This is a genomic window from Haloferax sp. S2CR25 (genome assembly GCF_031624535.1).
In the GTDB taxonomy this organism is placed as follows: domain Archaea; phylum Halobacteriota; class Halobacteria; order Halobacteriales; family Haloferacaceae; genus Haloferax; species Haloferax massiliensis.
The window spans coordinates 1-13,559 of sequence record NZ_JAMQOO010000014.1; the positions used below are offsets into that span (position 1 = coordinate 1).

General features: G+C 55.2%; 10 protein-coding genes and 2 pseudogenes. 2 read left to right on the plus strand and 10 right to left on the minus strand.

The features are described 5' to 3' along the window. Positions 1 to 290: 290 nt before the first annotated feature. Positions 291 to 1,013, minus strand: a complete 723-nt coding sequence (locus NDI65_RS20115; protein ID WP_310894178.1) for a HAMP domain-containing sensor histidine kinase — start codon at positions 1,011 to 1,013, stop codon at positions 291 to 293. A 568-nt stretch (positions 1,014 to 1,581) separates the two neighbouring features. Between NDI65_RS20115 and NDI65_RS20120 the strand changes: the two genes are divergently transcribed. Continuing rightward, positions 1,582 to 2,400 carry a helix-turn-helix domain-containing protein gene (locus NDI65_RS20120; protein ID WP_310894179.1) on the plus strand — a complete coding sequence of 273 codons (819 nt, stop codon included), beginning with the start codon at positions 1,582 to 1,584 and terminating at the stop codon, positions 2,398 to 2,400. Positions 2,401 to 2,463: 63 nt separating this feature from the next. Here NDI65_RS20120 and NDI65_RS20125 read toward each other — a convergent pair whose 3' ends face one another. Continuing rightward, positions 2,464 to 2,769 carry a nickel-binding protein gene (locus NDI65_RS20125; protein ID WP_310894180.1) on the minus strand — a complete coding sequence of 102 codons (306 nt, stop codon included), beginning with the start codon at positions 2,767 to 2,769 and terminating at the stop codon, positions 2,464 to 2,466. Positions 2,770 to 3,015: 246 nt separating this feature from the next. Next, positions 3,016 to 3,402 (minus strand): annotated as a pseudogene (locus NDI65_RS20130) (transposase); the annotation flags it as partial. A gap of 1,007 nt (positions 3,403 to 4,409) precedes the next feature. On the opposite strand from NDI65_RS20130, the gene NDI65_RS20135 reads away from it, so the two are divergent. Then, a complete protein-coding gene (locus NDI65_RS20135) occupies positions 4,410 to 4,694 on the plus strand; it encodes a PadR family transcriptional regulator (RefSeq protein WP_310894181.1) in 285 nt (94 codons plus the stop codon). 608 nt (positions 4,695 to 5,302) lie between these two features. On the opposite strand, the gene NDI65_RS20140 is transcribed toward NDI65_RS20135, so the two are convergent. From NDI65_RS20140 to NDI65_RS20170, 7 genes and pseudogenes are all read right to left on the minus strand, one after another. After that, positions 5,303 to 6,457, minus strand: a complete 1,155-nt coding sequence (locus NDI65_RS20140; RefSeq protein ID WP_310894182.1) for a PQQ-binding-like beta-propeller repeat protein — start codon at positions 6,455 to 6,457, stop codon at positions 5,303 to 5,305. A gap of 223 nt (positions 6,458 to 6,680) precedes the next feature. Next, the gene (locus NDI65_RS20145; RefSeq protein WP_310894183.1) at positions 6,681 to 7,580 is read right to left on the minus strand and encodes a DNA-binding protein; all 900 of its coding nucleotides are present in this window, start codon (positions 7,578 to 7,580) and stop codon (positions 6,681 to 6,683) included. A gap of 1,108 nt (positions 7,581 to 8,688) precedes the next feature. Further along, positions 8,689 to 9,827: pseudogene (locus tag NDI65_RS20150) on the minus strand (orc1/cdc6 family replication initiation protein); the annotation flags it as partial. 226 nt (positions 9,828 to 10,053) lie between these two features. After that, positions 10,054 to 10,962, minus strand: coding sequence for a nucleotidyltransferase (locus NDI65_RS20155; protein WP_310894185.1), 909 nt, complete (start codon positions 10,960 to 10,962; stop codon positions 10,054 to 10,056). Further along, the gene (locus NDI65_RS20160; protein ID WP_310894186.1) at positions 10,959 to 11,546 is read right to left on the minus strand and encodes a hypothetical protein; all 588 of its coding nucleotides are present in this window, start codon (positions 11,544 to 11,546) and stop codon (positions 10,959 to 10,961) included. Before NDI65_RS20160 ends, NDI65_RS20155 begins: the two co-directional genes overlap by 4 nt. 9 nt (positions 11,547 to 11,555) lie before the next feature. Beyond that, positions 11,556 to 12,608 carry a CBASS oligonucleotide cyclase gene (locus NDI65_RS20165; protein ID WP_310894187.1) on the minus strand — a complete coding sequence of 351 codons (1,053 nt, stop codon included), beginning with the start codon at positions 12,606 to 12,608 and terminating at the stop codon, positions 11,556 to 11,558. Continuing rightward, positions 12,605 to 13,441, minus strand: coding sequence for a hypothetical protein (locus NDI65_RS20170; RefSeq protein WP_310894188.1), 837 nt, complete (start codon positions 13,439 to 13,441; stop codon positions 12,605 to 12,607). Before NDI65_RS20170 ends, NDI65_RS20165 begins: the two co-directional genes overlap by 4 nt. Positions 13,442 to 13,559 lie beyond the last annotated feature (118 nt).

Genomic DNA, 13,559 nt, shown 5'->3' on the forward strand with positions numbered 1-13,559 from the left:
CCTCGTCAAGTCGGTTGACGAGGAAGTTAAGGAGCTGGTCCTCGTGGATTTCACTGTCTGCTTGCTTGGTATTAGACACACCTTCTGCAAGCAGACGTCTCAACTAACCGGCTTTGTGATGTACTGAAGTTGGTTCCTGGTGTAGCGAACACAACTGTTGCTACTATACCAGTGATTCCGAGAACCACATAGTGATATGTGTAGATTTGAGTGTATAGTCGGAACCATTTCGCCATATCTACCCAAAGGCTACTGTTGACAAGACATCTTTGGCGTCCGGTTTAGGTAGGCTATTTATCACGCTTATTTCTCGAGAAGATCGAGAAGAAAGAAGAGCTCTGAGGAAGTATCAACCGAACAATCGCGCCCTGTGGTTCATTTTCGGCAAATTCAACTCTCCCACCAGACATTATTAATGTCCAATATATAATCCACATTCCAAGTCCTTCAGTATGGGTAAGAGGAGTCTCAGTAGGAATTTCCATCGCCTCTCTATCTACAGCTGAAATCCCCTTTCCTGTATCTGAAATCTCAACGATTACTGTCTCATCGTTCTGCGTGTTGACCGAGATAGTTATCCTGACATCTGCTGAATTGTGGTCAATCGCGTTTAGAACAGCTTCCTCGATTGCGAGCGAAAGTGATGGATGTGCCTGCACTTCACATTGCTCCGGAAGTTCTGTAGTAATCGTTATCTCCGGGTACTCCTCTCGAAATTGTCCGAGTTGTGTTTTGACGATTTCAGTAAGGTCAACTGTGTGTAAGCCATCATTTTCCCATATCGTCACGATCTCTCGAGTCCGCTCAGTTGTCCCAAGAAGTTCATTCAGATGCCGACGAATGATCTGATTCGTTTCAGGTATCTCCTCGACATCGTCGACTGTTTCGAGATTTTCTAGATAGCCAAGAGCGATGGAGAGTTCGTTCCTAATGTTGTGGCGTAATACACGTTGATTGATCATGAGTAGTTTAGAGAGTTCTTGGGACTCTTTCAGACGCGCCTCCTCAGCCATGGCATAAAGACTGGTTTGGGTCCCGACGACCGCTCCTAAAACGGTGGCAAAGGAGATTAGAAACGAGAATTCTCGAGCCGGGTCTCTTATACTCCAGGTCAACCAGACAGCGAGGGCAAGAGTTGCAAATGAGGCTGCCACACCGACGCTTAATAACAGGGCCCTCCAGCGGCTGACAGGAGACAAATCCCGATTCGGCAGTCTATATGCGGTAAACAGCACGAGTACGGCCAAGCTCAATATGATGATTGATTCTAGTGCCGTTTCTAATCCACGACCCTCCAATAGAGCGTGCTGGGTACCAAGACAAAAACAGAAAATCCCCAAAGCGTAAAATCCTGTTTGTGGAGATACTTTGGGCGACATAAATGGAAGTGACCAGATACCCATAAAGCGTTTGGGCCTGATTTATTCGCAGGCGGGAGTTACCCCACCGGAGCGCGAACTCTCTGGACTCTGTCAGTACTCGCGTGCTGAATGTAGAGCGTATATCTCGAAAAGATTCATTTCCAGCGGGCGAAAACGGCGAGTATAACCTCTTTGTACATCGCTACCGAGAGTCACAACCATGTTCGAGGACATCCCAGTCGATTCCGACCTTCTCATCGAGGTGGTCAACAGATCACCGATGATCGCGGCCTTGCGCGAGGGAGCGAAAGATCGGCGCGAGTTAGAACAGAGTCTTGGAATCTCGAAGTCGACCGCCCATCGAAACACCAGTTCCCTCGCCGATCGGGGCCTCGTCGAGCGAAAGGACGGGGAATACAGCCTCACCGAATTTGGTGAGGCTGTCGCTGAGGTTGTCGCTGGGTTCGAAGCGGACATGCGAACGACCGTTCGCCTTGCCCCCTTGTTCGAGGCCGTTTCCGGTATTCAACCGCCGTGTCCTATCGACGCCTTCTCAGACGCGACGGTCACGACAGCCGACCGAGGTGATCCGTTTGGTCCGCTGGCGCGGTTCGTCTCCCTCGTTCAGGAGACGGAGTCGTTGCGAATGTTCGATTCATACGCCATCGCCCCGACCTACATGGACGAAATCCACGGCCGGATTCTTGATGGGCTGGAGACGAAAGTCGTCGAACGACCGGACGTAGCGGAGGACGTCATGGAAAACTATCCAAGGAAGTGCATTGAGCTGTGTGCCAGCGAGTTTCTCACAATGCGGATCCACGAGACTCTCCCTTTCGGACTCATCATTTGTGACTCCCACATCGGAATCGGTCTCCGCGACCCTGATACCGGCGCTCCGCGAGCATTTATCGATACGGACGACCCAGAGGGACGCGCCTGGGCGAAGACCCTCTTCGAATCGTATTGGTCCCGTGCGATTCAGTTGCCACGGTTCAATCCAAAGTCCCTCAAGGAGGCACTTGAGTCCGAGTCGTAACGTACTCCCCTCCTCGAACGGATGTGCCGTTCTCTGTTCCTGAATCGGTGCTCGAGTCGCTGTCTATCCATCCGGCCCGACGACGTGCTCCCCCCGGCGATGAACCTGTGAGACTGGAAGCCCGGCACAGTTGGCGTGCTCGTGGAGTGTTTCCTCCGTCTCCGCTCGGAAGTGACAGAGTGTCCCGGTCACCATGTCATCTTCATTCGTCATGATCTCGGATTTGACCCATTCGATAGCATCGCCGTCGTCACGGACCGTGTCTAGCGCCGCAATCGACCGCTCGCTGGCGCGTTCTCGCTCGGCGTGGGTCACGGGTGGATCGATCTCACGGAAGATAAGATAATCCACCAGTTCTCGTTCGCTCATCATCTCTCCCTCTGCTTCTCCGGTAGGATTTCTGTGTGATGCCCTGCCGGTGGTGTCATGTCTCGATGCGACATAGAAGAAGCTACGTGGCGTTGACGTTTGTAGTTAATCGACGGGATTTTCCCCCACGATGAGACGCTCCAGTGATGTGAAACGGTTCGGGTTCAGATGAACGGGTTAGTGAGCAGTCGGGATGACATTCTCCCCGCCGTGAACGGCGGAGTTTCCTCGTGATGGTGGTATCGCTTACCGACCCACGGAGGCAACTTGCGGGTTCGTATGCTCCTCGTTGGGACGATGAGAGTGTGATGACTCCAACCATTCATGGTTGTCCCACTTGAGGCATACAGGCCGTGCTATCGGCCTTGCTACGTCGGTCTGCCGTCTCAGGAACGTCTCGGACGCAACGAGGTCTGCGTGACCCTCAAAGCCACACTCGCACGTCAGCGTGTGCTTGTGGCGCGTCGTCCGGTCGGTCGACCCGCAGTTCGGACACGTCTGCGACGTCCACGCCTCCGAACGCACCTCGACGGTGATGCTGTATTCTTCGGGGGTGTGTGCGAGTCGGTTGATGAACCGGCGGAACGCCCAGAAGTTGTGTGTCTTCTCGTTCGCCCGGACGGACCAGCCACTGATGGCAAGACGACCGACCTCGTGGTCAATGATGTCAACATCAGGCGTTCGGGTCAGGTCCACACTTCGGGGTTCGACACACGGAACACCGCCAGATCGGCTCTCCAGCCCACGCCACGGGTTGGCTGTCGTCGCGTGAGTCGAACCGATGCGGTGTCTGCTCACCACATGACTGACAGCGGAGCCGTTGCCGTGTTGGTGAGGTAGATGTCGGCTGTGATGGCGACGTATCGGGAGACGCTCGTCGAAGCGCAATCGCTGGAACAACCCACGTCTCCGAGTCAGAGAGTAACTGTTCACGCCGCGTCCGGTCGGTGATCTGCGCTCCAGCAGCGTCGTACCACCGGGAGGAAGAGCCCTCCGTCGAAGGAGGAGCGGACCACAGCGGAACTGTCCTCGCTTTCTCTACGAACCCACTCGAACGTGACTCAGTCGCTGGAACGACGTCCGGGAGATGACCCCACCGCGTTCGGAGTGGCTCCGCGAGCGACTGTTCGAGCGCTGCAACAGGTGTACACTCATCGATGGTCGACGAGTGAGAACGCTGCAGTAATCGTGTGGCTGCAGTCCCTTTTGCGAGTGCACCCTGAGATGACTGTGACGGAACGAGCAGACAGATGATGCCGTAGAGTGATTGCTCGTGGGGCGCTGAGGTGTTGTCTGGCCCCGAAACGTCTTGTTCGAGGCAGAACCGACACTGGCTCTGGGTCGGAGGAATGGCCCGCTCACAGGTCTGACAGATGTCTGTGTCCAGATCGTCACCTGCGGGGTAGTCACGCTCCGGAATCACGTCGCCGTGCTCGGCGTGATCGGGTTTTAGCTGTACGTCGGGAATCTGCGTCGCTTCGCCATACGGTCGAAATTCCGCGGTCGGATCACGATAGGGTGGCATACCGCGTCGTGGCTGTACGTTCCGATATAAACGTTCGTCCAGCGAGGTCACTGTGAAAGCCTGACCGGAGGCCAACAGACGTTTATGTATTCTTAAACTAGCTGTGGGCAGCAAAATGTACGATCTGACCGGGTTCCAACGCGACCTGCTGTATGTCACCGCCGGCTTGGACGAGCCACACGGCCTCGCAATCAAAGACCAACTCGAGGGCTACTACGAAACCGAGATCCACCACGGCCGGCTATACCCCAATCTCGATACGCTCGTTGAGAAAGGTCTCCTCGACAAGGGTGAAAAGGACCGCCGAACGAACGTCTACGCAATCACCGCTCGCGGTCGCCGAGAAATCGAAGCCCGCGACGACTGGGAACAGCAGTATACGAGCGAACTCACCACCTGACTGCTGCTACGAGACGAGTGAGCGTTTTCTTCGACACCCAGTACAAGTGAGGCAGGCACCTATTTTGATCCGAGGTTCACGAACCTGTCCTGAAACGTTTGAGTCCTAGTCCAAGTGAGCCACCGAGGGTTCCGAGTATGAGCGCAGCACTCAGACCAACCAGCCCAGCCCACGCGATGCGAAAGACTAGTCCTGGCGAAGCCCCAGTAATCCCAATCCCAGCGAGGTGAATCCCGAACCCAGCGGCAAGGGCGAATGCGAACAGCCACGTTCGCACTAGTCCATCGTCTCGAGCGGCAAGGATAGCACTGACTACCAGTAATCCAAGCGCAAGGAACTCCCATCGAAGCAACGACACGAGAAGCTCGACACGCGACACGAAATTAAAGAAAATAGCTGAACAGATGAACACTACGAGGGAAACGAGTAGTGTTCGCGGGCGAAATTGCTTGCTGAGGTCAGACACTAGTGGGAGGGCCATACTGAATGCATCTCTGTGCAACCCCATGATAGTGTTGGGAGGGAATCATGATCGCAGACACTTGCCACTAAACGTAGATCGTTGAGTTCCCCCACTGACGAGTCCAGTATCGAGTCGGAGTAGTGAATCAACTGAATGCGTACATACCCCCTAAGCGGCTCCCAATATACAGACGGCGGTTAACGACAGCTGGCGATCCTGTGATCTCAGTACCAGTGTCGAATGCCCACATCAGCTTACCAGTCCGTGCATGGAGTTCATAGACGTAGCCGTCATAACCGCCGAAGTACACACGATTTTGGACGACAGCAGGCGAGGAGACAATTCCTTGGATCTGGTGTTCCCCAACTGTGAAGGCCCATTGTTCTTCACCAGTCGCTCGATCAAATGCGAGGAGTTGGTTGTTGGTAGAGCCGAGATAGATTAGTCGATCAGAGATCGCTGGCGAGTTGGTGATTGTCCCGACATAGACACGCCAGCGTTCTGTTCCATCGACTGCGTTGTAGGTCGCGAGATACGGCCAACCACCAACATACACGATACCATCGACGAGGACAATGTGTCGTGGAGAGTAAGGAACATGATGAGACCACTCGACCGCGCCAGTTGCTGCATCAAGCCGAGAGATCCGGGAATTAGAACCCCCAAAGAAAAGACTCCCATCACTCATCGCAAGTGAGGAGATTCCAAAGCCGGTGTCGAGGGTCCAGATAGCAGTCCCGTCGGCTGTTGAGACCGCGTGAATAACCCCCTCTGCGTCACTGAAATACACCACCCCATCAGCAACAACTGAATCACGATTAAGTATCGCACCAGCATCGTAACGCCAGCGTTCACTCCCAGTCGTACTATCGAATGCGTAGAAGACATGCTCCCAATCGCCGATATAGACAACTCCATCGGCTACCGTTGGTCTTGAGGGGGCGATTCGCCCGTTGGTTGGACTGTTCCAGACGGTGCTCCCATCTTCGACATCATAGGCGAAGAGGCCATTCGCGGCAGTCCCGTGGTACAGTAATTCTCCGACGACGGCTGGACTACTCGAGAATGATCCGTCGGTCGTTTCCCATAATTTTGTGATCTTGCCTGTAGGCCGTCTTCCATGCGGGTTGTATCCAGACCGACCATTGTCAAACTGAAACGTCGGCCATGACGGCTCTGTTGCTGCACGAGCAGCAACTGAACGTCCCGCGTTGAGAGACGCGGTTCCAATCGCAAATGAAGTCCCAAAAATGCGGAGTGCTTGTCGCCGATTCAGCCCTTGTTGGTTTCCCCGAAGCATGCTAGTCGCTGGAGAGACAACATAATAGTCATGATAGTGATACCCCAATTTAACAGTCATTTTCATTGTTAGATATCGAAGACACCAGCCCCCATCGTGACATCCAAAAGTGTTCCAGAGGTCGTGGCTGCGCGCGCAGCGTCCGCGAGCACGGAGCGGAGGGTGGGGCGGTGGGGTCTGGGTCGGCCCGGCCACCAACAAAAAAGAGGGCTGCCTCGCGCCGTTAGACGTCCCACCAAGCGTCGCGCTCGGGGAAGTGCACCGTCGTCCAGCCCGTCAGGGCAATCGAGACACGCCCGTCGTACCAGTTCCGCGCCGCTCCGTGAATCCGCACGCGTTCGCCCTCACGAATCCACGGCACCTCCGAGGCCTTCCAACTCGTCAGCTTCACCTGCCCGCTTTCGTCTTCGAGTACCCCCGCTTGCTGAATCGCCGGCGACTCTGACTCCCACACCGTCGTCAGCGTCCCTTCAATGCACACCTCGCGTCGCGACACGCCCTCAAGCTTCCCAATCGGCACCATCGTCCCCGGTGCGCCCTCGAGTTCCTCGAACACGCTTACCGCTGCCGACAGCATGTCTTTCCCGCTCAACACCGCCTCGCTCAGTCGCCGACTGATCGCCGCTCGCGACCAGCCATCCAACTTCTCTGCCAACTGTTTTGCCTGAGAGTTCACCGCGCCCAACTGGTCCTGAGTAAGCTCCGTCTGAGGATCCACTCGGTCAGGGTCCATCACCGGATTCACGCTCGCCGCCCGCTTCTGGAACTGCCGCCGCCGCTCAGCGCTTCGTTCGGCCGCAATCACCCGCGACCGCGCCTCACGACCGTCTTGCGAGCCCAGTTCCGCACGGGCACTAATCCGTTCAAGCTCGGCTTCCCGCGCTCGAATGCGCTCTTCTTGGGCCAACGTCACGCCGTCAATCCGCTCGTCGCTCGTGTCTGCGATCCCGTCAGGGTGGTTCGCATCCACCTTTGCCTGAATCTCCTGTTGCACCGTCGCTTGGAACGTCGGCGTCTCGTCGACGACCTCAAACCCGTCTTCGTCGACTGCCGTCTCGTCCGCGTGTTCGAACGCCTGTTCAGCCACCGAAACTACCTTTCGACTGGAGTTGTTACTAGACATTGTAGTCCTTGAAGGCGCTGACGCGCCGACGCCCGCGACCTCACTCGCGGGATTCTCACGAACCAACCTGCTTGAGCTACGGCTCCGACGTCGACCGATGACGCCGTCACCGAGGTGCCCGCGCCGCGCCTTCACGCCGGACCCTGTCCGGCGCGGCGCGGCACCGACGGCACCCCGACAAACGAGTGCGGGGGGTGAACCTCGAGGTGAGCGCGCGGTCACCGCCATATACCCAGCCGGTCACCGCGGGTCGGCGCCTCGCCGACGCCCGTCCGTCGGTAGACGCAACGGAAGCGGCCGCGGCGCCGAGGCGGCACGGCCGGGGGGTATACGGTGGTGAACGGCGTCGCATACGGCCACAGCGAGGCCGCAGAGAGCGAGGACCCGCCGGAACAGCACGCGCCCGGACCCGCACGAGCCTGTCCCGTCCGTCGCAGACGCAACGGAAACGCCTCGTGCGGTAGCCCGGTGCGGGCTGGATGCCCGCGGACCCACAGCTCGTCGCGGCCGAGTTTGAGCGCACGCCCGGCAGGCCGCACAGCCAGCCCTGAGTGACCCCCGGACCGTGGCATACTGGGGGTGAGCACGGCGAACCCCCAGTAGCCACCGCAGCCCGGGCGAACGAGGGGTGAGGGCAAGCGCCCGAACGGCGAGCAGCCCGCCCGGACCGCGCAAGCGGCCACGTCTGAACCAGCCGGCCGGCGGCGCGACCGCATCGAGGGAGCGCCGACGCAACGGCTGGTGAAGATGCAGCCGGCCCGGTTACGGTTAGGGCCCGGATGCGGGCCGAGTGCTCGCAGGCCCGCCCTCGGGGCTGACCGGTATCGGGTGGCTGCACCCGGCCCGACCCGGCCCCGCGACCGTGCCCCGTCCGTCGTAGACGCAACGGCAGCGCGAAACGCCCGGGCCCGGCAGGAACGGGCTGCCCGCCGGAGCGCGCGCAACCCGAGCAGTCGCCCCCCAAACGTACCGACACAACTCACCACCCAAACAGGTGCGATGCTGAGTTAATTCTGCTCGCCGGTCGTCAAGAACGTCGGAAACGTGGGGTCCCTCTGTGAACCATTTCGAGAACAGCGGTAACTGAGGAGAGAACCCGATTTCGAATTCAGATTGTCCGAAACTCCTCACCGGAGTCAGGAAGATACCCGAGAATGCTCCGATGGGCACCGAAGTCGCTAATAATCGTCTGTAGGGCGTCGACGACGGTTGCGATATCGCGGTTGAACTCATGCTCGCGATATGTGCCTCCGCCTGACCACGGTGTTCCATCTGCGAGAGCGTGAGATTGAGAATCTCGAAGTCAGACAAGAAGCTACGCATTCGGCGAGCCGTACGGGGGTCTCGGCCTCGATACTCACAGAGTTCTTTGTAGCGCTGGTAGACGACCCGGGATCGCACCGGCGTGGACTCCTCGGCAGCGAGCGTGGTCAGCGCGTAGAGTGTGAGTTGCTCGTGTTCGGTAAGGTCGCGCATGATGTCCATGCTCTGCTGTGCCTCGAGCTTCTCCTGGGCGCGTTCGACGTGGTCGGTCGTAACTGAATCCGCGGTCTCGGTGCGTGCAAGATCACCCGCCTTCCGAAGAAGTATAATCGCTCGTCGGGCGTCACCACCATCCTGGCGACCGAGGGCTGCACACAGCGGAATCACGCCCTCTTCGAGAGCGCTCTGGTGGAACGCGATTTCTGCCCGCTGTTCGAGGACCTTCTGGAGCTCTTCCGTACCGTACGGCGGGAACGAAATTTCGGTTTCACACAAAGAGGACTGAACCTTCGCATCGAGCTGCTCTCGGAACGTCGAGTCGTTACTGATCCCGATGAGGCCGAGCTGGATGTTGTCAATGTATCCGTTGTTGTCGGCACGGGTAATCTGGTAGAGGAATGTGTCGTCCGTGATGTGGTCGATCTCGTCGAGAACGATTATCACGGTTCCCGAGAGCTTGTTGAGTTCATCCCAGAGAAGTCGATAGACCTTGGATTGGGGATGGCCGGTTTCGGCGATGTGATGTTCGGGTTCTCGGAGGTTGTTCACCAGACTAATCGCCGCCAGGTAGCTCGTGCTGAGACCGTCGCAGTTGAGCGAGATGACAGAGAGGTCGACTTCGAAATGCTCCGCCGAATCCAAGAGCTCGTTCAGTAAGAAGTTCGTTACAGCGGTCTTGCCGACGCCAGTCTTGCCGTAGATGAAGATGTTGTCGGGGTACTCACCGTTGATGATCGACTGCAGGGCTGCTTCGTACTCCTCGATCACATCACCTCTCCATCTCACTAACAAACCGGCGTATCTTGCAAGGTGTCGACGGAGTTCGGGTAGTCGCCGAAGGGATCGACAATGCCGGTGGGAGGTTCCTGTGGGTGTAAGTAGCTCGTAGGGCATGATCGCTCGCTCCTGCTTTAACCAACAACGAACGTCAATGGCCTATTTTGTTGGTTAACATTCTATGAGACCGCGAACTAGTCGCACGTGAATAAAGTCAGTAATCATACCAGTTGTTCCAGAGATCCACAAGCTTTCGAATGAACTCATCCGCTTCAGAAGTAGACCACTGAGTAGATTTGCTCCCGAATAAATCCTGAATCTCGTTCTGACAATCAAAATCGTCTATCCTTACTTCTACCAGCCAGTCAACCACGTTCCTGTAGCGTTCCTGTAAATCATGAGTATACTTGCTTGAAGGAACGTGGTACAGCAAGCATTCAATGCAGTAGGACGGAGCCAGTCCTTCTTCAATTTCGCCTTTCTCCACCAAGTACGACCGAGCATTCTTGATAATTCGAATGGTTTCCCGATACCTGCTGTGGACAGATTGGTTCTTATCAGCTCCATTCTGGTAGTGGATTTTAGGATAGCTGATTATCTCTTCTCCAGTTTCTTGGTCTTTGAAACGGATTCCCTCATCGTAATCCTGGTCAAAGGTACTCTGGAATCGGTTGTAACGGCGATACTGCTGGCAGACAACAATATCAGCACTAAGAGGGAGCGAATCGCTATCTAAAACCAATGCTCGATCTTCTACACTGACCGAGGTTCTGCCATAATAGTCTCTGAGGGTATCTAATACATCCTGATGAAAGTCGCTCAACCCATAGCTTGCACTAGAAAACGAATCCTTGTATCTAGATTTCTGAGTGGAATTAAGACGGGAAAGATTACGTCTGAACGAGGAATCCAACTGAACGACTAAGTCGACATCACTGTCCGCGTAGATGTTCGTGGAGTTCCGATACGAGCCTTGAAGATAAACTTCGAAGTCCTTGTCCTTCTGTTCAGGTATTGAATCATCGCTCTCCATCAAGTTCTTGACCCGGTTATATGTCTTCGTAGCCGAGTCGTCGGCCCCGGGATTGCTCCACGTTTCTAACTGATTGGTGGGTATACTCATGATTCGTCATCTCCCTCTGAATCTTCTTGTTCGAATCCTTCTGGATCCAGTAGATCTCGTTCTTTGTCTGTCGTAGCTGCCTCTTCGTAAATCTCGTCGCCACGCCGCAATTTCAACCAGCGGTACCAAATCCCGCTTAGGGTGGCCTCAGCTTTCAAGTCGTGGCGTTCTGAAGCCAACTTATCGAACCGATCACGAATCCACTCTTTTTCGCGGTCATTATCCTTCAGGTCCAATTCTATGAAGTCCTGGATCTCGTCGTAGAGCTTCTGGTAATTTCTCCCCAGAGTATGTATCTTCTCAGCTCGTTTCCCCGGTTTTCTGTTTCCTTTGAAAATTGAGATAGCTGCGACCGACAACGAGAGTGTTGCCATAATCCAGACTGGAACTGTCCGCCAGGCTAATCCATAGGTTATTACAGCACCAGCGAGCGCCATATACGCGTCTGTCCCAACATCAACTGCGGACCAGAAACTCGCTGCCGTGTAATATCGTTTGAAATTCCACAGATTGCTGTTTTGCTCTTCTAAAGCACGATTATAAATCCGGTTTCGAAAATCAACGTCCATATCATTTCCAGTCATAAGAACACCTTAGTTGAACTTGCCTCCGTGGACCTCCCGAAGCTTTTCTTTCGCTTCTTCAGTCTTCCCCTGCTCTTTGAGCCGTTTAGCCTCCTCTAGTTTCTGACCGGCCTGCTTTGCTTTCTCAGCAGTTTTCCTGCGTTCGCTTCGGCTCATACCTTTGTCTACTGCTTCACCGTAGACAGGCTCTTCTGCTCGGCTTTGAACTCGGCTCGGAACCGACTGCATGAACTCTCGGGTTAGTTCACTGTATGAACTGGGTACTGGTTCGCCGCGTCGGGCCTTCTCCTCAAAGTAATTGTATACCATAATCTCCATGTGGTAAGACCGAACCGACACGTTGTTTTGATCTGCCCAGTCCTTCGCAGCACGAGTCAGCCCCGACACCCGACCATTATGTGCCTCATCACGAGCATCGAACATCTGCTTGTACTTCCGAGGATTAGTTCCCTGCCACGATTGCTGCCCATGCGTATCAGGTATCGCATAGCCATCACTAGCATCGTTGAACAGATTGAACCCGCTACTCGGATGATCCGCGTGCGGAACCTCACTGTAACGGAAGGCAGGCACTATCTCAATCGTCGAATCATGATATTTCACCTTTACTGCGTTCTGGTCGATTCTCACATCTGTCTGTGAGAACCTAGGATCGTTCTCAATCCGCCGCTTGATCGCCCGCAGTGCGTTCGTCGGACCGTTCTCCTGGTTTATCCAGTCCCGATGCTTGTCAGCATCGAGTACCACCATCACGTCTGCATCTGAGTCCTGCTTCAATGGCCCGGTCATCGTACCTCGGGTGAAAGAACCAATCAAACGGCTATCTTCAACCGCGAGATCGCCGTCAAGGATCCCGACCAAGACGTCTCTTCTGTCCGAAATCTTCTCTCCTTGGCGGTCGGTGATGTTTGTGTCTTCAACGTACTCTTCATAGCTCTCGTCAACCTCATCTTCGCTGCGAAGTGTTTCTTGCAGAACATCACCGGCTTGACCGGTATCGCCGGGTTTCCGCCCTCCCTGCGGATAACTACCGGGCGAGGTAGTGTAGCCGCCGCCCATCATGCAGTCACCTCGGTTGGTTCGGTGAACATGCTTAGCGGTGCTTGTCCGCTCGAAACGGCGTTGTGAATACGTTCATTCATCTTATCGTATAGATAGGCGGATGCCGGGGTCGGAACCTTCCGAAGCCTGGTTTCCTTGATCCAGCGCTGGCCGGCAGCTGCCACAACCTGCGGTGGTGCCTTCTCTAAGAGCCGAGGTGACTGTAGCCCGATTATCATTAGCTTGAGGTTCGGTGCTTCCGAAGCAATGTTCTGAAGCAGTCGCTGTAACGGTTTGAAACCCTTTCCGGAGAGGAAGTATTGAGCGCCGTAGACAGCAACGTACTCGGCACCGATATCCCTGTAAACCCTATAGCAGAGGTTGCGTTCACCGGATGTCTCTCCCTTGACTAACGGGATTATCTCTGTTTTGACGTCTCTGAGACGCTGGCCGATCCAGAGTGTTCCCTCAAGACAGTTCAGAACGTGTTCACGCCTCTGACTCTCTTGATCATGCTTGTATACTGGATAGTCACAAGGAATGTGGTAATCAGGTTCAAACTCTCGGATGACGTCGAGTTCTCTTTGCCAGGACAGGTCTGATAGTATTCTGTCGTGAACTGTTGTGGTGGTGATTACGGTTGTGTTTTCGCCGTAGTATGTTTCGGCGGTTTTACCTTTTCTCACCAGTCTTTCTGCGTGTTGGATCCGGATGAGAACCCTTGTTTCTAGTGGGATTTCATTGAGAAAGTCGCTGTGTGCTTTCTGCGGTTCTGCTAAGATAACTGTGCCTCTAGGTGCGTGGTCGCTGATTGCGGGGTTGAATCCCTGGTGTTTTCGGCTGGGGATTGTCATTGAATTTCCTCCACTCGAAATCGAGGTTCTATATTGTTCTCAAACGACATCAAGAAATATAAACCCTTCGTCAAACGAAGTCAAGAACGTACAATGAAATTTGTCTGGGAGCAAAACC

Coding starts and splice junctions, on each gene's coding strand:
- NDI65_RS20115 (WP_310894178.1), bottom strand. CDS start 1,013: ATGGCTGAGGAGGCGCGTCTGAAAGAGTCCCAAGAACTCTCTAAACTA.
- NDI65_RS20155 (WP_310894185.1), bottom strand. CDS start 10,962: ATGAGTATACCCACCAATCAGTTAGAAACGTGGAGCAATCCCGGGGCC.
- NDI65_RS20145 (WP_310894183.1), bottom strand. CDS start 7,580: ATGTCTAGTAACAACTCCAGTCGAAAGGTAGTTTCGGTGGCTGAACAG.
- NDI65_RS20125 (WP_310894180.1), bottom strand. CDS start 2,769: ATGAGCGAACGAGAACTGGTGGATTATCTTATCTTCCGTGAGATCGAT.
- NDI65_RS20165 (WP_310894187.1), bottom strand. CDS start 12,608: ATGATGGGCGGCGGCTACACTACCTCGCCCGGTAGTTATCCGCAGGGA.
- NDI65_RS20135 (WP_310894181.1), top strand. CDS start 4,410: ATGTACGATCTGACCGGGTTCCAACGCGACCTGCTGTATGTCACCGCC.
- NDI65_RS20140 (WP_310894182.1), bottom strand. CDS start 6,457: ATGCTTCGGGGAAACCAACAAGGGCTGAATCGGCGACAAGCACTCCGC.
- NDI65_RS20120 (WP_310894179.1), top strand. CDS start 1,582: ATGTTCGAGGACATCCCAGTCGATTCCGACCTTCTCATCGAGGTGGTC.
- NDI65_RS20170 (WP_310894188.1), bottom strand. CDS start 13,441: ATGACAATCCCCAGCCGAAAACACCAGGGATTCAACCCCGCAATCAGC.
- NDI65_RS20160 (WP_310894186.1), bottom strand. CDS start 11,546: ATGACTGGAAATGATATGGACGTTGATTTTCGAAACCGGATTTATAAT.